The sequence below is a fragment of the Streptomyces monashensis genome (assembly GCF_001866665.1).
Classification (GTDB): domain Bacteria; phylum Actinomycetota; class Actinomycetes; order Streptomycetales; family Streptomycetaceae; genus Streptomyces; species Streptomyces monashensis.
Map to the genome: position 1 here is coordinate 85,534 of NZ_MLYO01000062.1, position 20,375 is coordinate 105,908.

The 20,375-nt window shown below is 70.1% G+C and carries 12 protein-coding genes and 2 pseudogenes; 7 read left to right on the forward strand and 7 right to left on the reverse strand.

Annotation, left to right across the window (positions count from 1 at the left end):
* The first annotated feature begins 340 nt into the window (after positions 1-340).
* Positions 341-1,717, forward strand: coding sequence for an IS1380 family transposase (locus tag BIV23_RS32665; RefSeq protein WP_071384600.1), 1,377 nt, complete (start codon positions 341-343; stop codon positions 1,715-1,717).
* Between the two features lie 994 nt (positions 1,718-2,711).
* Here BIV23_RS32665 and BIV23_RS50705 read toward each other — a convergent pair.
* From BIV23_RS50705 to lplB, 3 genes and pseudogenes are all read right to left on the reverse strand, one after another.
* Positions 2,712-2,888 (reverse strand): hypothetical protein, encoded by a 177-nt coding sequence (locus BIV23_RS50705; protein ID WP_177240117.1) that lies wholly within the window; start codon positions 2,886-2,888, stop codon positions 2,712-2,714.
* Positions 2,889-3,002: 114 nt separating this feature from the next.
* A complete protein-coding gene (locus BIV23_RS32670) occupies positions 3,003-4,457 on the reverse strand; it encodes a recombinase family protein (protein WP_079173552.1) in 1,455 nt (484 codons plus the stop codon).
* A 150-nt stretch (positions 4,458-4,607) separates the two neighbouring features.
* Positions 4,608-5,147: pseudogene (lplB, locus tag BIV23_RS32675) on the reverse strand (lipoate-protein ligase small subunit); the annotation flags it as partial.
* A gap of 166 nt (positions 5,148-5,313) precedes the next feature.
* On the opposite strand from lplB, the gene BIV23_RS32680 reads away from it, so the two are divergent.
* From BIV23_RS32680 to BIV23_RS32695, 4 genes are all read left to right on the forward strand, one after another.
* A complete protein-coding gene (locus BIV23_RS32680; protein ID WP_071384602.1) occupies positions 5,314-7,128 on the forward strand; it encodes a gamma-glutamyltransferase family protein in 1,815 nt (604 codons plus the stop codon).
* Positions 7,129-7,220: 92 nt separating this feature from the next.
* Complete coding sequence (locus BIV23_RS32685; RefSeq protein ID WP_071384690.1) at positions 7,221-8,069, forward strand: inositol monophosphatase family protein; 849 nt, start codon at positions 7,221-7,223, stop codon at positions 8,067-8,069.
* A gap of 92 nt (positions 8,070-8,161) precedes the next feature.
* Positions 8,162-9,583, forward strand: a complete 1,422-nt coding sequence (locus tag BIV23_RS32690; protein WP_177240118.1) for a phytoene desaturase family protein — start codon at positions 8,162-8,164, stop codon at positions 9,581-9,583.
* Complete coding sequence (locus tag BIV23_RS32695; RefSeq protein WP_071384604.1) at positions 9,580-10,089, forward strand: O-acetyl-ADP-ribose deacetylase; 510 nt, start codon at positions 9,580-9,582, stop codon at positions 10,087-10,089. Before BIV23_RS32690 ends, BIV23_RS32695 begins: the two co-directional genes overlap by 4 nt.
* Before the next feature lie 92 nt (positions 10,090-10,181).
* On the opposite strand, the gene BIV23_RS32700 is transcribed toward BIV23_RS32695, so the two are convergent.
* Positions 10,182-10,904 (reverse strand): transposase, encoded by a 723-nt coding sequence (locus BIV23_RS32700; RefSeq protein WP_079173553.1) that lies wholly within the window; start codon positions 10,902-10,904, stop codon positions 10,182-10,184.
* A gap of 14 nt (positions 10,905-10,918) precedes the next feature.
* Between BIV23_RS32700 and BIV23_RS52480 the strand changes: the two are divergent.
* Positions 10,919-11,208 (forward strand): annotated as a pseudogene (locus tag BIV23_RS52480) (ISKra4 family transposase); the annotation flags it as partial.
* A gap of 360 nt (positions 11,209-11,568) precedes the next feature.
* The gene (locus BIV23_RS32705) at positions 11,569-14,715 is read left to right on the forward strand and encodes an AfsR/SARP family transcriptional regulator (RefSeq protein WP_071384606.1); all 3,147 of its coding nucleotides are present in this window, start codon (positions 11,569-11,571) and stop codon (positions 14,713-14,715) included.
* Positions 14,716-15,002: 287 nt separating this feature from the next.
* On the opposite strand, the gene hmgA is transcribed toward BIV23_RS32705, so the two are convergent.
* From hmgA to BIV23_RS32720, 3 genes are all read right to left on the reverse strand, one after another.
* On the reverse strand, positions 15,003-16,322 hold the full coding sequence (gene hmgA, locus BIV23_RS32710) for a homogentisate 1,2-dioxygenase (RefSeq protein ID WP_071384607.1): 1,320 nt from the start codon (positions 16,320-16,322) through the stop codon (positions 15,003-15,005).
* Positions 16,323-16,524: 202 nt separating this feature from the next.
* A complete protein-coding gene (locus BIV23_RS32715) occupies positions 16,525-19,461 on the reverse strand; it encodes a non-ribosomal peptide synthetase (RefSeq protein ID WP_107471332.1) in 2,937 nt (978 codons plus the stop codon).
* Between the two features lie 32 nt (positions 19,462-19,493).
* Positions 19,494-20,321: an SDR family oxidoreductase gene (locus tag BIV23_RS32720; RefSeq protein ID WP_071384608.1), complete on the reverse strand. Its 828-nt coding sequence runs from the start codon at positions 20,319-20,321 to the stop codon at positions 19,494-19,496.
* Positions 20,322-20,375 lie beyond the last annotated feature (54 nt).

The following is a 20,375-nucleotide window of genomic DNA, read 5'->3' on the forward strand; positions in this document are numbered from 1 at the left end:
TGAAGGACGGGACGACAAGCCCCGGGCGAGCTCGCATCGCTGCATGAGCCGGCCACGCCGCGCTCGTTGACCTGAATGAGCAGCCCGGCCCCCGAAGCAAGGTCGTTATCCGGCCCGGCCGGCCGGGATCGAATAGGTGCGTGCGAGTCCCCTCCGCACGACCAGCACTCGGGGGACCACGGCCCAACACCCCAGTCCACAGCCGTGGCCAACCCGGCACGGGCCCCCGCAGCTCGCACCGGGCCGTGGCATCGTGCGCCTTGACAGCCCCCGCCCTCATGGGTGCAACGATGAGACTTGTCTAGGGTCCAGGTCGTCGCGTGAAAGAAGCACTCTCCAGGTGAAGAAGCGTATCGGGTCCTACCCGCGTGTCCGCGTCGAGGGCGGCGGTCGCGGGGTCGTCTGGCAGGCCGGGGCCGTGCTGCTGGTCGAGACGGTCCGCAAGTCCGGTCTGGATCAGGCGATATCGGCGGCATTGGCGCCGTGGCGCAAGCCGCGGGCGGTGCATGATCCGGGCAAGATCCTGCTGGATGTGGCGCTCGCGGTGGCACTCGGCGGGGACTGCCTGGCCGATGTGGGCACGTTGCGGGCCGAGCCGGCCGTGTTCGGGCCGGTGGCCTCTGACCCCACGGTCTCCCGGCTGATCAGCACGCTGGCGTCGGGCGGACAGCAGGTCCTGGCCGCGCTGCGCACCGCCCGTGCCGAAGTACGCGAACACGTCTGGCGGTTGACCGGGGAAGCGGCGCCGGACGCTGACGGGCAGGTGATCGTGGACATCGACGGGGTCCTCGTCCTGGCCCACTCCGAGAAGCAGGACGCAGCCGCGACCTGGAAGAAGACGTTCGGGCACCACCCGCTGATGGAGTTCGTCGACCATGGCCGGGGCGGGTCCGGCGAGCCGGTCGTGGGTCTGTTGCGGCCCGGCAACGCGGGCTCCAACACCGCCGCGGACCACATCGAGGCCACCAGACTGGCCCTGGCCCAGCTGCCGAAGCGGTTGCGGCGCGGGCGGCAGACGCTGATCCGTACCGACTCCGGTGGCGGCACCCACGAGTTCGTCGCCTGGCTCGCCCAGCGCGGACGGTGGCTGTCGTACTCAGTCGGCATGACCATCACCGACGCCGTCCACCAGGCCGTCCTGAAGGTCCCTGCCTCGGCCTGGACACCGGCCGTGGAAGCCGACGGCGAGATCCGCGACGGAGCCTGGGTTGCCGAACTCGCCGGTGACTGCCTGACCGGCTGGCCCAACGGGCTGCGGCTGATCGTGCGGAAGGAACGGCCGCACCCCGGTGCCCAGTTGCGCTTCACCGACGCCGACGGCATGCGCCTTACCTGCTTTGCCACCAACACGGCGGGCGAGGCGATCGCCACCCTTGAACTGCGCCACCGCCAGCGTGCCCGTGCCGAGGACCGCATCCGCGCCGCCCGCGCCACCGGCCTGCTCAACCTTCCCCTCCACGACGCCGCGCAGAACCAGATCTGGCTGGAGATCATCCAGATCGCCCTGGACCTGCTCGCCTGGATGCCCCTGCTCGCCCTGACCGGCAAGGCCCGCCTGTGGGAGCCCCGCCGCCTGCGGCTTCGGCTGTTCTCCACCGCCGCCCAGCTCATCACCACCGGCCGCCGCCGCATCCTCCGCCTGGCCAGGCACTGGCCCTGGACCGACGTGATCACCGATGCCCTGGACCGGCTCCACGCCCTCCCGAACCCCGGCTGACCAGTACCTTCCCATCCCTGCGAGCAGCACCACTCCGACCGGAGCCGTGGAACCCGGCGCACACCCGACGCGACAACCGGGCCATCAGCCTGCCCACACTCCGAAAACCCCCACCAACACTCACCACAAAGGCTCCGGCAGCAAGCTGACGCACCCTCATGAACGATCGAGGCTAGCGTTGCAAAGTAGGGCGTGCCCAGGGAGGGTAGGGATCGTGATTGACAGTCCTAGGAGCGGTCGAAGCGGAGGCTCAAGGCCCCGGCTCGTATTGTTTGATATCGACAACAGGGCTGCAGGTATGGCGTCCCCGTCGCAGTCCGGGGCTGGAACGTCACTCGCTGCGGCCAGGGGAGCGCAAGGGGAGCGCGGACGCCTTTGGACGGTGCAACACGGGGTACGAACAGCGGGACCGCGACATGTGCTCTGATCTGGGAAAACGGGATCTGGCGCGACCACGGAGCACAACCCTGCCCGATCCCTATCGGGCTCGTAATGCGTAGGTCCATGGTGCGAATTCCGAAGGCGGCTCCACTTGCTACCCCACTGCGGCGCGGCCGGCGGGGCCCACAAGCGACGGAGCGTTCCCCAGCCCTGGCCACCGAGCGATCGTTGCGGCAGGCCGCCGCCTGCCCGCGGGCGCTGGCGGAGACCACCGCCCTGTACGGTGCCCTGCTCGAGGCAACCCGCGGACGAGGCCGTGGCTGGGTGGCGGCCAGTTCGGCGTTGGCCGCATTTGCCCGGCCGCGGCAGGGTTCAGGTGCGGAAATCCTATAGCACTCTTGTCCTGCCTGGCCAAACCGCGGTTGCGACACACCCTGAAGACGTCAGTTCCCGGTCGGCCCTCTCGGCGGAGAGGGCCGGTCAGTGTCTCAAGGAGTGCCATGGAAGCCAGCGTCGACATCAGGACTCGTGAGGCATGTCTCAAGGATTTCTGGGACCTCGCCGCCGCTCTTGCCGTCCGGTACGAGATGGAACTCTTCAGGGAGTCGGACGATCACGCGGCAAGCTGGACGGGTGTCCGCGGGGGCGGCGCCGTCCAGAGTGGGTAGACCTCGATCTTCCCTGGCGCGCTCTTGCCCTTGTTCACACGGATCTCGCGGACCAGCTTCGAAACCAGCTCACGGCGGTCGGCTTGGCCGACCGCCTCGTATACCTTCTGGGCGGTGAGCAAGCGTTCCTGGGAAGGGCGAGCAACGACTGCAGGTACCTCACGGAGCCTCGATCGCAGCTCGGTCTGCTCATGCTCCAGCGTCTGCTTCTGCGCCTCCAGAGCGGCTCGTTTCCGTCAAGCTGACTCCTCGGAGACGAGCTCGGCCAGTACTGCGTCCGTAAGCTTGTCGTCCTGCGCGCGCAAGCCTGTCAACTGGGCTTCGATCGCGTCCAGCCGCGCCAGGAGGGCGCGGTTGCTGTCGTTCTGCTCCCGGAGCTGAGCCATGCGTGCCTGTACGGCCGCAGCGGTCTCCTCATCCATTCGTGCTTCGAGGTCCAGCCAGTTCAGGAACCACTTCTCCGCGACAGCCAGGGAAACGTACGTCCCGTTCCCGGGGCAGGACTTGTTGTCGATGTGGTTCGCACACCGGAACGTGACGTCCAGCGGGTTGGGAAGCCCGTCCACCAGTGGGCGCCGGTACCGTTTGTTGCGCAGGGCCGTCTGCATCCGTCCACCGCAGCCGGAGCAGCGAAGGTGGCTGGAGAGCGAGTAAAGCGCCTTGTTCGAGGAGAAGTGCTGCTTGCTCTGGGCCATGCGACGCTCGGTGTACGCATCCCAGAGACGCTCGCACTCCACGAGATCGTCGATCACGGCGTTGTGCGCGCCGCTGTAGTAGAGGTAAGCGGTGATGTCCCGTTGCCGGTTCATTCGCTTCTTCTTGGTACTGCCGTCTGCTTTGGTCACAACAATGTGCGACAGCTCCGGGATTAGATAGCGGACGAAGCCGAGGCCGAATCCGCTGTCCAGAACCGCATGCAGATCACCGGAAGTAAACGGCTTGCCGGTGAAGGTTTTGATGCCACGACGATTGAGGTCGATGACGAGTTTGCGGACCGAGACTCCTGCCGCGTAGTCACGGTAGAGCTGCGCGAGCACAGGGCCCGTGACCGGGTCGATCCGCAAGATGCCGCTCCGGCACTTGGGGCAGGTTTCCAGTTTCTTCCCGAACGACCATCCCGGGCAGGTCTCGCACCGGAAGTATCCGAAGCGCCCTCGGTTGGAGTGCGGCAGGCCCTTCACTCGGCGGCGCTCGAACGTGTCACGCCATGAGTCCGCCTTCTGGTTGGACTCCAACTCGGCGATGTTGAGCATCTGGGCGATCGCGAACCGGCCGATCGTCGTCTTGCCGTCGAAGTCCTCCCTCGCGGCACGAACCTCGATGCCGTAGTCCATCAGGGCGTCGAGGTGTTGCAGGGACTCGCGAAGGTTGCGGCCGAACCTGGACCAGATCCAGAGGATGAGCACGTCGAACTTCTTGTCGCGTGCCATCTGCTTGATCTCTTCGATCCTGCGCTCTTCGAAGCCTCGGCCCAACTCGCCGAGATCCATGATGGGCTCGAAGGCGATGTCGATGTTCTCGGACCTGGCAAGGGCTTCGGCGTGTCCCACTTGGAGCTCCGGGCTGATCATGTCAGCCCGGGCCTTGGACACCCGGACGTAGATGAGGCCACGCTTGCGACGATGGCCGGACTCTGGCAGCGCCTCGGCAGGGCGCAGTCGGCGAGGGGCGGTTATCACGGTGGTGCTCACAATCGCGAAGGTTAGGACGGATTTCCGGCCGGCCTTCTTCGCCCGCGGGCACGAGCTGTCCTCCTGCGAAGTCCCCGTTCCCCTCCGCTGCAGGGAGCAGCGTCAGCAGGCGATGTTCTAGGCAGTGAGGGCGTAGTGCCTTCGCGTTGCGACGAACATCGCGCCGCCGCCGGAGATCCGCCGCACCACCTCGATGCCGTGCCGTGCGGCACCCTCCGGGTCCACCTCGTTGCGCAGTGACTGGAAACTGCCGATGATCACCGCCGGGGCGCCCCACTCCCACACCCGCAGGGTCGGCGGGCGGCGGCCCGCGGCGACCTCGGCGGTCAGCACCTCGTCCAGCGCCATGTGCAGCGCGGGCGGCTGCGGGCTCTCGTGGATCAACTGCCAGTCGTAGTCCGTCCAGTCCGTGGCGCGCGCCAGCGCCCGGCGCACCGCGACGGCGACGCCCTGCGAGGTCAGGCCGTACATCACCGTCCCCGCGGGCAGCGCCGCGTCGATCCGGGCGGCCAGCCCCGCCGCGTCCGTGTCCGCCGGGGCGCCCTCCAGCGCGCCGTTCACCGCGTCCAGCGCCTCGTCCGGCTCCAGGAAGAAGTCGCCCGCCACGCGCACGTGCCGCAGCACGCCGTCCTCGGCCGCCAGGTCCACCACGACGAGCTTGCCGCCGGGCACCTTGTACTCACCGTGCACTGTCCGGGCCTCCGTACTCCCGCGCCGCTGCCGCCCGCTGTCCGTCTTCCGTCCGTCCTCCGTCTCCCGCACGAGATCAACGGCTCGCCCGGCCGCCGTGTTCCCCGGGCGGTGAGCACGCTCGTACGATCACCCGGGAGACGTACCCGAGCCGAGGAGCCGCCCCGTGTTCACCACCCGGCCCACCCTGCAAGGCACGTTCGGCATGGTGTCCTCCACGCACTGGCTGGCCTCCCAGTCGGCGATGGCGGTCCTGGAGAGCGGCGGCAACGCCTTCGACGCCGCCGTGGCCGGAGCGTTCGTGCTGCACGTGGTCGAGCCGCACCTGAACGGGCCGGCCGGCGAGGTGCCGATCCTGCTCGCCCCGGCGGGCGGCGACGTACGCGTGCTGTGCGGGCAGGGCGTCGCCCCGGCCGGCGCCACCGTCGCCCACTACCGCGGCCTGGGCCTCGACCTCGTACCGGGCACCGGACCGCTCGCGGCCGCCGTGCCCGGCGCCTTCGACGCCTGGCTGCTGCTCCTGCGCGACCACGGCACCAAGAGCCTCGACGACGTCCTGGCGTACGCCGTCGGATACGCCGAGCACGGGCACGCGCCCGTGGAGAAGCTCGGCGCGACCGTGGAGAGCGTACGGAAGCTGTTCGAGACGGAGTGGACCTCGTCCGCCGAGGTGTACCTGCCGGGCGGCCGGGCACCCCGGCCCGGCGAGCTCTTCCGCAACCCCGCCCTCGCCGCCACCTGGAAGCGGCTGCTGGCCGAGACCGCCGGCGCGGGCGACCGGGAGGCGCGGATCGACGCCGCGCGCGCGGTGTGGCGCTCCGGCTTCGTCGCCGAGGCCCTGCTGCGCCGCTCCCGGCTGCCCACCATGGACACCAGCGGCGCCCGGCACACCGGCACGCTCACCGAGGCCGACCTCGCCGGCTGGTCGGCGACGTACGAGACCCCCGTGACCCACGACTGGCACGGCTGGACCGTCTGCAAGGCCGGCCCCTGGAGCCAGGGCCCGGTCCTCCTCCAGCAACTCGCCCTGCTGCCGCCCGAGTTGCCGGCCTACGGCTCCGCCGACTACGTCCATCTGCTGATCGAGAACTGCAAGCTGGCCATGGCCGACCGCGAGGCCTGGTACGGCGACGCCGCCGAGGCGCCCCTCGCCGAGCTGCTGTCGGACGACTACAACGCCGGCCGGCGCGCCCTGGTCGGTGCCAAGGCCTCCTGGGAGCTGCGGCCCGGCAGCCCCGGCGGCCGCACCCCGCGGCTGCCCGCACAGGCGTACGCGCGCGTGGCGGGCGACGGCCGCGGCTTCGACCCGATGGGCGCGGGCGAGCCGACCGTCGCCGAGTTCCCCGTCGAGCCGCACGTCGCCGACGACGGCACGACCCGCGGCGACACCTGCCACCTGGACGTCGTCGACCGCTGGGGCAACATGATCGCGGCCACCCCGAGCGGCGGCTGGCTCCAGTCCAACCCTGTCGTGCCCGAGCTGGGCTTCCCGCTCGGCACGCGCCTGCAGATGACCTGGCTGGAGGAGGGCCTGCCGAACTCCCTCACCCCCGGCCGCCGCCCGCGCACCACCCTCACCCCGTCCCTCGCCCTGCGCGACGGCGTACCGGTGCTGGCGTTCGGCACCCCCGGCGGCGACCAGCAGGACCAGTGGCAGCTGCACTTCCTCCTCGCGGCCACGCTGCGTGCCCGCGTCCGCGGCGGCCTCGACCTCCAGGGCGCCGTCGACGCCCCGAACTGGCACAACGACAGCTTCCCCAGCTCCTTCCACCCGCGCGGCCGGCGCCCCGGCAGCGTGACCGTGGAGTCCCGCACGGACCCCGGGGTGGTCGAGGAGCTGCGACGGCGCGGCCACGACGTCACCGTCGGCCCCGCCTGGTCCGAGGGCCGGCTCTGTGCGGTCGCCCGGGACCCGGGGACGGGCGTGCTGTCGGCGGCGGCGAATCCGCGCGGGATGCAGGGGTACGCGGTGGGCCGCTGACGGCGTGGGCGGCTCCTGTTCTTCATCCCGATTCCACCTGGTGTGCACCGGGCGGGAGGGGATTGTCAGTGGGGTGTGCTCTCATGGGACACATGATCGAACAGATGACGGAAACCATCGACGAGTTTCTCACGCGCTGCTCGGCCGACGTGGAGGATGCGGTGCGCCAGGCCGCCGCGGCCGAGATCCTGCCCCGCTTCCGCCGCCTCTCCGCGGCCGACGTGGACCAGAAGAGCGGACCGCACGACCTGGTGACGGACGCCGACCGGCTCGCCGAGAAGCGGCTCACCGAGGCGCTCGGCGCCCTGCTGCCCGGCTCGGTCGTGGTCGGCGAGGAGGCGGTGCACGCCGACCCGGCGACGTACGACGCGCTCCAGGGCGACGCCCCCGTCTGGATCGTCGACCCGGTCGACGGCACCCGCCAGTTCGTGCACGGGGACGACGGCTTCTGCACCCTGGTGGCGCTCGCCCACCGGGGCGTGACCCTGGCGTCCTGGACCTATGCCGCAGCGCGCGGCCGGATGGCCACCGCGGTCCGCGGCCGGGGCGCCTTCCTCGACGGCGAACGCCTGGTCGCGGGCTCGCCCGCGCCGGGCCGCGACCTCGTCGTCGCCACCTCCCACCCGGACTACACCACCGGCGAGGAGAAGCGCGCGCTGAGCGTCCTGTGGACCGACGGCCTCGCCCCGCGCCCGTGCGGCTCGGCGGGCCTGGAGTATCTCGCCATAGCCAGGGGCGAGTTGGACGCCGTCGCGTTCTCCTGGGAAGCGGCGTGGGACCACGCGGCCGGCCTGCTGCTGGTCGAGGAGGCGGGCGGCGCCCACCTCACCCGTGACGGCGAGCCGTTCCGGGTGACGGGGGGCAACGCACTGCCGTTCACGGCGGCCCGGGACACGGCGACCGCCCGGCGCGTGGTGGAGCTGCTGCGCACGGCGGCCTGAGCGCCGGGCCCGGCCCGGGGCGAGGACCCCCGCGGCCCGGTGCCCGCCTATCCTGATCCCAACTGGCCATCGGCTGACGAAGGGGTCCGAAGGTGCCGTCGATGCTCGATGCGGTCGTGGTGGGTGCGGGACCGAACGGACTGACCGCTGCCGTGGAGCTGGCCCGCCGCGGCTTCTCCGTCGCCCTGTTCGAGGCGAAGTCCACCGTCGGCGGGGGCGCCCGGACCGAGGAGCTGACCCTCCCCGGCTTCCGGCACGACCCGTGCTCGGCCGCCCACCCCCTCGGCGTCAACTCCCCGGCGTTCCGCGCCCTCCCCCTGGAGCGCTACGGCCTGCGCTGGCTGAACTCCGAGCTGCCGATGGCGCACCCCTTCCCCGACGGCAGCGCCGCCGTGCTGGCCCGCTCGGTGGCCGAGACCGCCGCCTCCTTCGGGCCGCGCGACGCGGGCGCGTACCGCAGACTGGTCGGGCCCTTCCTCCCCCGTTGGGACACCCTCGTACGGGACTTCATGTCCCTGCCCCTGACCGCCCTGCCGCGCGACCCCGTCACCCTCGCCCGCTTCGGCCTGGCCGGGCTCCCGCCGTCCACGTGGCTGATGCGCCGCTTCAAGGACGAGCGGGCCAAGGCCCTCTTCGCGGGTCTCGTCGCACATGTGATGTCACCGCTCGACGGCCTGGCCACCGGCGCCATCGGCCTGGTCTTCGCGCTGGCCGCACACGCCCGCGGCTGGCCGGTGCCGCGCGGCGGCTCCCAGGCGATCTCCGACGCCCTCGCCGCGTATCTGGCCGACCTCGGCGGCGCGGTGCACACCGACTACGAGGTCAAGCGCCTGGACGACCTGCCGCCCGCCCGCGCGTACGTCTTCGACACCTCGCCCACCGCGCTCGCCCGCATCGCCGGCTTCGGCGACACCTATGCGCGCTACCGCTACGGCGCCGCCGCCTTCAAGATCGACTACGCGCTGGACGGCCCGGTGCCCTGGACCGCCCCCGAGGCCCGCCGCGCCACCACCGTCCAGCTCGGCCCGACCAGGGACGAGATCGGCACCGCCCTGCGCGCCGCGTCCCGCGAGGGCCGCGCCCCCGACCGGCCGTTCCTGATCACCGTGCAGCCGAGCATCGTCGATCCCACCCGCGCGCCCGAGGGCAAGCAGGTCTTCTGGGCGTACGGCCATGTGCCGAACGGCTGGTCCGGCGACCTCACCGACGCCCTGGAACGCCAACTGGAGCGCTTCGCCCCCGGTTTCCGCGACCGCGTGCTCGCCCGCGCCACCGCCGGCCCCGCCGAACTGGCCGCCCACAACGCCAACTACGTCGGCGGGGACATCGCCTGCGGCGCGGCCTCCGGGCTTCAGCTGCTGCTGCGCCCCAGACTGTCCCTGTACCCCTACCACACGCCCCATCCGGCCGTCTTCATCTGCTCCTCGGCCACCCCGCCGGGACCCGGTGTGCACGGCATGTCGGGGCACAACGCGGCCAAGGCCGTATGGCGCAGACTGAGACGGACGACATGACCACCCTCACCCTCGTCCAGGGCGACATCACCCGGCAGAGCGCCGACGCGATCGTCAACGCCGCCAACTCCTCGCTGCTCGGCGGCGGCGGAGTGGACGGCGCCATCCACCGCCGCGGCGGCCCCGCCATCCTGGAGGAGTGCCGCGCCCTGCGCGCCTCCCGGTACCGCAACGGCCTGCCCACGGGCCGGGCGGTCGCCACCACGGCGGGCGCACTGGACGCCCGCTGGGTCATCCACACCGTGGGCCCCGTGTACAGCGCCGGCGAGGACCGCTCGGAGCTGCTCGCCTCCTGCTACCGGGAGTCGTTGCGCGTGGCCGACGAACTCGGCGCCCGCACCGTCGCGTTCCCCGCCGTCTCCACCGGCGTGTACCGGTGGCCGATGGAGGATGCGGCCCGAATCGCAGTGGAGACGGTACGAAACACAGCCACAGCGGTCGAAGAGGTCCGGTTCGTCCTTTTCGACGATCGGGCGTACGAGGCGTTCGCCCGGCAACTCGGCTGACGGAGCCGCGGTGTCATTGCGCCTGAGCCCCACACGGGCGGGCTTGGTAAAGGCCGGCGTCCCAACAGGGGCACCGGCCTTCAATCAAGCTTCTATGTCCCGTCAACCCCCGTATTCGCCGAAGCGGCGCTGTTGAGATGGCGATAGAGGCGGCGGGTGAGGTAGCGCTCGAGGCAGCGGCGGATCTCGCGGTCCGTCTTGCCTTCGGTACGTCGTCGGTCGGCGTAGGCGCGGGTCTGGGGATGATGGACCATGCGGACCATCGCGATGACGTTCAGGGCGCGGTTGAGACGCCTGTCGCCGCCGCGGCTGAGTCGGTGGCGAGTGGTGTTGCCCGACGAGGCGGGGAGGGGGCTCACTCCGGCGAGGGCGGCAAACGCGACCTCGTCGCGAACCCGCCCTGGGTGGGACCAGGCGACCAGGACGGTGACGGGGCCGATCCCGTTTTCGTCGAGGAGGTCCGCGGCAGGACTGGCGTGGACGAGCTGCCCTATCCGGTTCATGTTGTCCGTGATCTCGGCGTCAAGGGCGAGGATCCTCTTGGCGAGCCGGACGGCCTCGGTGCAGGCTGTCGTGGTGGCGAGGTCCTCCTCGCGGGGGCGCCAGTGGGCGATTTCGCCGACCTGCTTGGCGCCGAGGGGTCGTCGGGCGTCGATGCCGAGGTCGGCGATGCGCACGAGGGCGGTCAAGGCGTTCACGGCCCTGGTTCGCTCGCCGGTGAGTTCGTCCCGGGCGGTGAGACGGATCTGGGCTGCCGCCCGGATCCCCTCGTCCATCCGCGGGGTGCGCAGCTGTTCTTCGATGAGCGGAAGCACGGCTGCGGCGATGCGCCGAAGCCGCCCGCCGCCACGCGAGGATCCTCGTCGACTTCGTCCACGTCACCGAATACGTCTGGGGCTCCGCGCACGCGTTCCACAAGCCCAGCAGCCGTGAGGCCGAGGCCTTCACCGCCGACCATCTCACCGCGATGCTGCGGGTCACGCCGCCCGCGTCGCCGACGAACCCCTCGCCCTGGCCGACCAGGCCCACCTGGCGGTCTCACTCCGCAAGGCGGCCATCACCTGCCACCGCTACCTCACCGGCCACCTTGAGCAACTTCACTACGACACCGCCCTGGAGGACCGGCCGTGTCTTCGCCACGAGGGCCGAGTCGCACCTACCGCTCCTCGAGCACGTCGACGGTTCCTCTCACAGCCGCCGCGTCCAGGAGCGGCGCGGTTGGCTCAGCCCCGTCGAGTTCCAGGAGAAGGGACTACACCAACCAGGCGACGGCCGAACAAGCGAACCCGCACACCCATCAACCTGCCCTGACCAGATGATCAGCACCTCCCGCGCGACGGGGGAAACTCAGTGCGCGACCGGCCCCGGGTCCTCCCACGCCCGCCGCCGCCATCTGTCAGCTCCTCATGACAACACGCTCAGTAACCGATCCTGACTCCGAAGAATGATTTCATGTTAATAGCGTCTTGGACTGAGTAGGTGGAACCGTTGGAGATTCCGGCTTCTACAATATTCCTGCGGCTTCTTGGCCCGTTTGAGTTGGAGTTCGGGGAGCAGTCTGTCAATCCGGGCGGCCCTCGTCAGCGTGCGGTGTTGGCCATGCTGGCGATCAACGCGGGCAGGTTGACTCCTCTTTGCCACTTGGTGGACGCCGTGTGGGGTGAGGATCCCCCTGCTACCGCCCGAGGCCAGATCCAGTTCTGTGTGTCGTCGCTGCGCAAGGTTTTCCACAGGCTGGGCCACGCTGGAGCGATTCGCACCGATCCGGTCGGTTACGCGCTGGAGGTGGCCTCTGACGGCATCGACCGCGATGTGTTCTTGCGGAAGGTCAGCCAGGCGCGGGACGGCGTGGCCGCTGGAGAAAGCGAGCGCGCGGCGGATCTGCTGCGCGAGGCGCTCGCACTGTGGCGCGGGCCGGCCCTCCTCGGCCTCCCGAGCCCCATCCTGCAGCGGGCTGCGACGGAGCTGGACGAGCATCGGATCCGGGTCGTGCAGGAACGCATCCGTCTCGACCTCGATCTGGGCCAGCACGACCGAGTCACCGCCGAGTTGCGTGGTCTCGTCGAGGAGCATCCTCTCGCCGAGCCGTTCCACGTGCTGCTCATGCTCGCCCTGTACCGAAGCGGGCGCCAGGCGGACGCGCTTGAGGTTGCCAGGCGGGCTCGGTCGGTGCTGCTCGAGGAGCTCGGCGTGGATCCGGGATGCGAACTGCAGACACTCGAGCGGGCGATCCTCAACCACGACGCAAGCCTGGACTTCGTGGCCTCCCATACCGCGGCCCCATTGGTGTCCTCCGTTGCGAGGGCGGTTCCTCCGGCATCGGCGTCGGCGTTCGGAGGGGCACAGAGCGTGGGCCCAGCGGCAGCGTCGGTGCCCGAGCCTTGCCTGTCGCAAGACGAGCAGGCGCGGGATGAGGGAGCTGCACCGCGGCACCTGCCGGCCAGTTTGGGTGACTTCTCGGGGCGTGAAAGTCAGGTGGAGGCAATCAAGTCCATTGTGGTGAGCGCCCGGCAGTCGCCACATTCGAGGTACACGGTGCCGATCGTTGCGGTGTCCGGTCCGGGTGGCGTCGGCAAGACAGCGCTGGCGGTGCGCGTGGCGCACGAGCTCGCGGAGTTGTTCCCCGACGGACACCTGTATGCCGATATGCAGGCGACACAGGACCAGCAGCCGGTGGCGAACGTCGCCAGCCGGTTTCTGTTCGCGCTCGGCGTGCGAGGCGAGGCGCTGCCGGACGAGCCGCAGGAGCGTCTGGCACTGCTACGCAGCCAGCTGGCAGAGCGGCAAGTGCTCATCGTGCTGGACGACGTGGCGCTGGAACGGCACGTCAAGGCTTTGTTGCCCGGGGGAGCCGGGTGTGCTGTGATCATCACCAGCCGGGTCCGGCTGAGCGGGCTGGACGGTGCGCACCAGATTGACCTGGATGTCTTCGACGATGAGCAGTCCCGCGAAATGATTCGACGGATCGTCGGCCGTGACAGGGTGGCCGAGGACCCAGCAGCGACGTCGGAGCTGCTCCAGTTGTGCGGTGGGTTGCCACTGGCTTTGCGCATCGCCGGCGCACGCCTGGCCGCCAGGCCGCACTGGCCGGTGAGCAAGTTTGTCCGCAGGCTGTCCAACGAGGCACGGTGCCTCGATGAGTTCTCGCACAATGGTGTCGAGTTGCGCAGCAGCATCTCGATGACGTACGACGGCTTGGACTCCGCGGCACGGCTGTTGTTCCGGCGCTGCGCGCTGATCCGTAGCGCGGACTTCCCGGCATGGATTGCGGCGGCTCTGCTGGACACCGATATCGTCGAGGCCGAGGATCTGCTGGAGCAACTAGTCGACGCGCGCTTGATCGATACGGTTCATTGTGCTGACCAGCCGGTGTCACGGTATCGGCTACACAGCCTGCTGCGTGTCTATGCCTGGGAACAGCTCGTCAAGAACGAGTCCGCCGCCGAGTACGGCGAAGCGCTGGAACGGGTGGTCGGTGGCTGGCTGCTGCTGGCCGAACGAGTGCATCGGGTGCAACACGGCGGGGACTTCCTGGTCCTGCGCGGAACAGGCCGGCGCTGGTTGCCGCCAGGCACGACGTCACAGGACATCGGATCGTTCGGCACTGGGCTGTTCGACGAAGAGCCGAGCAAACTGGATGTCGAATCGCACTGGTTGGTCGACGCGGTGCGTCAGACGGCTAGGTCGGGATTGGACGAGCTGTGCTGGGACCTGGCTCTGACCGCGGTCACGTTGTTCGAGCTGGGCGGGCATGTCGACGACTGGCGTGAGACGGCGCAGCTCGCGCTCGCAGCCACTGAGCGCAGCGGTAACCGGCGCGGCGAGGCAGCGATGCGGTACTCCATGGGAACGCTTCGTATGTTCCAGAAACGCCTCGCCGAGGCCGACGAGTGGTACGGCACAGCTTTGGGACTGTTCCGCGAAATCGGTGATGATCACGGTGTCGCGCTGGTGTTGCGCTATGCCGCACACATCGCCTGGATGCAGGACCGGCATGCCGAGATGCTGGCAAAGTATCATGAGGCACTTTCGCTGATGTGCTCGGTCGGTGACCGTATCGGCGAGGCCCACATCCTGTGCGCCCTTGCGCGGGCGGCACTCGCCGAGGAGGATTTCGCCAGTGCTGAGCCCATGCTTCGCACGGCACTGGAGATTGCACAGCAATTCGATTCCCCGCAGATCGAGGCGCAGGCGCGGTTTTCTCTGTCGGATCTCCACTGCGTATTCGGCGATGTCGACAGCACACGGCACGAGCTCAACCGGGTATTGCGGATCGTCCGCGGGTACGGTGACCAAATCGGCGAGGCATACAGCTTGCAAGGTCTCGCGCGCCTGAAACGAACACTGGGTGAGCACGACGCCGCTCGGCAGATTCTGCTCAATGCGCTGGAGATCGCACAACACAACGCAGACCCTTGGATCGAAGCCATCGTGTTGTTCGATCTCGGCATTCTTGAGGCCGAGAACGGCAAGGCGGATGTCGCCGTGCAGCGCCTTGCGGGAGCGCAGGTGCTGTTTCGCCAGATCGGGTCCGCATCATGGAGCAGCCGAGCGAACGCGGCCATCGTCTCGATTATCGACGTGGGTCCGGTCAGCAGCGCTGCGCGTTACGCCGTTATCCGATGACACTCGGCTTCGATCGCTCGGGGCCGGGCTGAGCAACGATACGCCGAGCAACGTATCGGTGCGCGAGTCGGCAAGGCTCGAGCCGGGAGAGGGCGTGGTCTTCCGCAATGAGGCTCCCTCCTCCAGTGACTTCAGCGCCTGCGGCCTCGTCGGCATGCTCACGCCGTAGCGCGTTGCCACGTCCGTCCCGGTCGGCAGGATCAGCGACTGCGAGACCTGATATCACAGCGCAGCCCGCTGGTTGAAGGTGAGCGGGTCGGGGCGAAGGCGGCATCACAGAGTGCGGGTCAGCCGGTGAAGCGCCGTTCCAGCCCGTGCCACACCTGGTCGTAGGCGGGCTGGCGGTGAGCCGCGGCCATCGCGTACGCGGTCGGCACGACCGGGCAGCGCGTCTCGAACATGAAGTCCAGCGCGTTGTCGACCTTTTGCGGCCCCAGCTCCACCGCGCTCGCGTTCTCGTACGTGTCGCGGTCGGGGCCGTGCGCCGACATCATGTTGTGCAGCGAGGCGCCGCCGGGGACGAACCCCTCGCCCTTCGCGTCGTGGGCGCCACCCTGGATCATGCCCGAGAACTCGCTCATGACGTTGCGGTGGAAGTACGGCGGCCGGAAGGTGTCCTCGCCGACGAGCCAGCGCGGCGCGAAGACCACGAAGTCGACGTTGGCCAGTCCCGGTGTGTCCGACGGGGACGTCAGCACCGTGAAGATCGACGGGTCGGGGTGGTCGTAGGAGACCGAGCCGATGACGTTGAACCGGCGTAGGTCGTAGACGTACGGCGCGTGGGTGCCGTGCCAGGCGACGACGTCCAGCGGTGAGTGGTCGTAGGTCGCGGCCCACAGGTTGCCGGCGAACTTGTCGACGACCTCGGTGGGCGTCCCGTCGCGGTCCTCGAACGCGGCCCGCGGCGCGAGGAAGTCGCGCGGGTTGGCCAGGCCGTTGGCGCCGATCGGGCCGAGTTCGGGCAGGCGGAAGGCCTGCCCGTAGTTTTCCAGGACGTAGCCGCGTGCGGAGCGGCCTGGGAGTTCAGCGCGGAAGCGCACCCCGCGCGGGATCAGTGCGATGTGGCCGGGCTCGACGGCGAGTACGCCGAGTTCGGTGCGCAGCAGCAGGCCGCCGCGCTCGGGAACGATGAGCATTTCCCCGTCGGAGTCGCCGAAGACCCGGTCGGTCATCGAGCGGTTCGCCACGTACCAGTGGATGCCGATGCCGACCCGCTGGAGCACGTCGCCGTTGCCGCCGACCGTCACCAGGCCGTCGACGAAGTCGGTGGGCCCCTCCGGGACCGGCAGTGGGTTCCAGCGCAGCCGGTTGGGTGCGGCCTCGGCCTCGGTGAAGGGCGCCGAGCGCAGATTGCCGTTGCCCATGCGGCGGAACGGCGGATGCACGGCGGACGGACGGATCCGGTAGAGCCAGCTGCGGCGCTGATGGTGGCGTGGTTCGGTGAACGCCGCGCCGGACAACTGCTCCGCGTACAGCCCGAGTGGCGCGCGCTGCGGGCTGTTGCGGCCGACAGGCAGCGCGCCAGGGACCGACTCGGTGGCATGCTCGTTGCCGAAACCGCTCAGGTACCCCGGCGCTCTCGGCGTCGTCTCCTGGCTGCCGGCCATGGCCTGCTCCCGTGAGTCGCCCGGCCCGGACACGATTCCTGTCGGGGACGGGGACCGTAGAGGTGGTGAATGCCGCTGATTTTCCTCGAAGTTCAGCATGTCGGATTCCTTACCAAGAGATGTCCGCCCTGCTCGCCTGTCCGTGGTGCAGGACGGCTCACCGACGCGAGCACGGAGCAGCTGCCCGGGTGGGGGACGGCGGTCAGCCTGCCGCGTGGGCGGTGGCCTGCTCCGCCCAGCGGGCGATCTCCGCGGCGGTGGGATGACTGTACAGCTGACGGACCGTCACCTCGGCCAGGCCGACCCGCCGAAGCGCTCCGACCACCTGCACGGCGAGCATCGAATTGCCGCCCAGATCGAAGAAGTCGTCGTCCGGGCCGACCTGCTCTCCGAGCACATGCCGGAACGCGGTGAGCGCGACAGCTGTCCCTGTCTCGTCCGGTGTCGTGTGCGCGCTGTGGGGGGCGGTCGCAGTCTGCGCGGCCACCAGTGCGCGGAGTCCGGCGGCGTCCACCTTGCCGTTGAGGGTCAGAGGGAGCGCCGGCACCGCGGCGAAGAAGGCGGGGATCATGTGAGCGGGCAGGATTCGGGACGCTCGCGCGCGGACTGCGTCCACGGAGCCGCCCTTGCTGAGCACCAGGTAGGCAGCCAGCCGCACCGCGGCCGCGTCGAGGGGGCCGTCCGTCTCTCGGACCACAGCGGCGTCCTCCACGGCGACGTCCTGGGTCAGCACCGACCGGATCTCGCCGAGTTCGATTCGGTAGCCGCGGACCTTCACCTGGTCGTCCAACCGGCCCAGGTGGTCGATCTGGCCGTCGGGGTGCATCCGTCCCAGGTCGCCGCTGCGGTAGGTCCGCAGGCCGGTCGCCGGGTCCGTGACGAAGCGCTCCGCTGTGAGGTCGTCGCGGTTGAGATAGCCGTCGGCCACCCCCGCGCCGCTGACATAGATCTCGCCGACGGCGCCGAAGGGCTGCACCCGGCCCGCCTCGTCGCGGACGGAGAGCGACCAGCCGGGGAGCGCTCGCCCCACGGAACGAGAGCCCGCGGCGATGCCGGCACGGGTCAGCGGCTGCTGTGTGGCGTGGACGGTCGTCTCGGTGATGCCGAACATGTTGATCAGCCGGCAACCGCTGTGGCGGCGCAGCCAGTCGTCGAGGCCTCGAAGGTCGACCGGCTCCCCGCCGAAGACCACGAGGCGCAGCGCGAGCTGCGACCTGCGCCGGGTGTCGACCTCGCGGAGGGCGGAGAACGCCGACGGTGTCTGGCTGAGCAGCGTCACCTGTCGCTCGAGGAGCAGATCGTAGAAATCCTCTGGCGTACGGGTGGTGAAGTGGGGAACGACGATGAGATGGCCGCCGGTGAGGAGACAGCCCCAGATCTCCCAGACCGAGAAGTCGAAGGCTGTCGAGTGGAAGAGGGTCCAGACGTCGTCGGGGCCCAGTCCGAGTGCCGGTGTGGTCGCCGCCAGCAGGGCTGCGACGTTGCGATGCGGTACCACAACTCCCTTCGGGCGGCCGGTGGATCCCGAGGTGTAGATCACGTACGCCGGATCGTCCGGGCCCGCCGGCCTGGCGTCCGGGGACCCGGCGTCGTGGCGCGGCGTGGTGGCGAGGCCGTCCGGGTGGATCCGTCGGGCACCTTGGTCCGGGAACTGAGAGGAGTCGGTGACCACGAGCCGGATCCCCGCGTCGCGGACCGTGTAGGCGAGCCGGTCCGCCGGGTATTCAGGGTCCATGGGGACGTAGGCGGCCCCCGCCTTGAGGACCCCGAGCAGCACCACGACCAGGTCGGGACCGCGTTCGAGGCAGACACCGACCAGGTCGCCGGTGCGTACCCCGAAGGCCCGCAGGCCGGCGGCCGCGGCGTCGCTCCGGGCGTCGAGTTCTCTGTAGGTCAGCGTGTGGTCGCCCGACGAAAGGGCGGGGGCATCGGGCCGAGCCCGGGCGATCCGCCTGAAGTGGTCGTGAATCGGAGCCGCATCATGGGCTGGCGCGGCCTCGGTACGACCTGCGGCCAGGACGGCACGGGTCTCGGCGGCGTCGAGCAGTTCCAGGTCCCCCGCCTCGCACGTACCGGCGGACAGCGACTCGACGGCCCGGGCGAGGTGCTGGGCGAACCCCTCGGCGATCTGCGGTCCGACCGCTCCGGCGTCGCAGCGCAGCAGGCCACGCAGTGTGTCCGCGCCGTCCACCGTCCACTCGACCGTCAGCGGGAACGCAGGTGCCAGGCACGGCACGTAGGCGTCGTCCGGCCTGTGGCGCGTCACGATCAGGCCGATGTGGGTGTTCGCATGCGGCGCGGGCCGGTCTTGGCATTCCTCGAGGGCCCTGCGGCAGTCCGCGACGAGGTCGGCCGTCCGGGTGTCCCGGGTGATCGGCGGATTCAGCCACGTCACGGTGTCGTGGCCCGTCTCGTCCTCCACGAGCACGGTCAGTTCGGGATGGCCGCCGCCCTCATAGCGGGACAGGACGAGGGCGGTGGCTGCGGCCAGCAGCGGCACGAAGGGTTCGGCCGGCGTGCGCACCGTGAGGGGCACGCTGATTTCCGTCCCTGAACAGCGCGGATCGCCCAGGCCCCAGTCGGGCCGGACGGGCGCGGCGGACCCGGGCGCCGGGACCGGCGCGGCTGGTCCGGGACTGTCGGAGAGCGGCACCGGCGGGCCGGAACGGCCGCCGGGACCCATGCCGGCGGCCCCTGCGGCATACGCGGAGCTGTTGGCCGGGCCCGACAAGAGGGAGGCGATCGCGTCCAGGTCACAGGGGGCGAGCACCCGGCGGTGTGCGACCAGGACCAGGTCGCACACGCCGTCGGCGTACTCGGCGAACGTCACCCGCAGCGGGTGGTCGGGCCGCAGGAGGGGCCTGCGGACCTCGCGTTCCTTGTATCTGTCTGCCTGCGCCGTGCCCGAGGCCACCGGAAGGCTTTCGTCCCACAGACGGGCGGCTGCCGGGGGAAGGCCGAGTCTCCCGGCGGCTTCCACAAGCGCGGCCTGTGCAGATGCCGCGCGCATGCCGTCGGGCAGTCGCCGTAGCAACGCGTGGCAAGCACGGGCGGGGTCCAGCTGGAACTCCGGGAAGGACAGCAGTTCGCGGATGCCGCGGCGCCGGGTCGCGCCGTTGGCGTCGGACACGTCTGTCACGAGTGGACTCCTGTCGTGTCGAAGGGCGGCGGTCATTTCGCGGTGAAGCCGGCGTCCACGGCGATCACGGTCCCGGTCACTTTCCGGGACTCGTCACCGGCGAGCCAGACGGCGGCGTCCGCGATGTCGGCTGGGTTGACCAGGGTCTTCAGGGCGACGGACTCCAGGTCAACGGCGTCCTGCTCGTCGAGGCTGATGCCGAGGGAGTTGGCCACCACCCCGCCCAATCCGCCGTCCATCCGCGGATCGTCCCGGACCGGGCCGGGGCACAGGGCATTGACTCGCACCGAGAAGGGACCGTAGTCGAGGGCGGCGGACTTGGTGAGGCCGATCAGGCCGTGTTTGGAGGCGACGTAGCCGGCGAAGTGCCGGTAGCCGACCAGGCCGGCGGTGGAGGCGACGTTGACGATGCTGCCGCCCTGGAGGGCGAGCATCAGGGGAACGACCGCTTGGAGCATCCGCCACGAGCCGGACAGGTTGACGTCGAGCAAGATCTGCCATTCCTCCTCCGTCATCTCGTGCGCTGCCTTGCCGGCCGAGGCGCCGATGCCCGCGTTGTTGATCAGTACGTCGATGCGGCCGAAACGGTCGGCCGCCTGGTCCACCGCGGCGCGAACGGCGGCGCTGGAGCGGACGTCGGCGAAAAGGGTCAGCGCGGCGACACCGTGCTTGCGGCAGAGTTCGGCGGTGTCGTCCAACTGGTCACCGGTGCCCAGTTCGTAGCCGACGGTGGGCAGCGTGCCGGGGGCGTCCAGCAGCACCATGTCGGCCCCCTCCTCCGCGGCCCGCACTGCGCAGGCCCTGCCGATCCCCCGGGCGGCGCCGGTCACCAGGACCACCTTGTTCTGCAGTCGTTCCATGGGGTTCGCCTTCCGCGCGCTTGAGCGAGTGGGGGACAGGAATTTCGCCACGAG

Excerpts from the sequence above, each read along its gene's own strand:
- BIV23_RS32685 (WP_071384690.1), top strand. The coding sequence starts at position 7,221 with ATGATCGAACAGATGACGGAAACCATCGACGAGTTTCTCACGCGCTGC.
- BIV23_RS32695 (WP_071384604.1), top strand. The coding sequence starts at position 9,580 with ATGACCACCCTCACCCTCGTCCAGGGCGACATCACCCGGCAGAGCGCC.
- hmgA (WP_071384607.1), bottom strand. The coding sequence starts at position 16,322 with ATGGCCGGCAGCCAGGAGACGACGCCGAGAGCGCCGGGGTACCTGAGC.
- BIV23_RS32720 (WP_071384608.1), bottom strand. The coding sequence starts at position 20,321 with ATGGAACGACTGCAGAACAAGGTGGTCCTGGTGACCGGCGCCGCCCGG.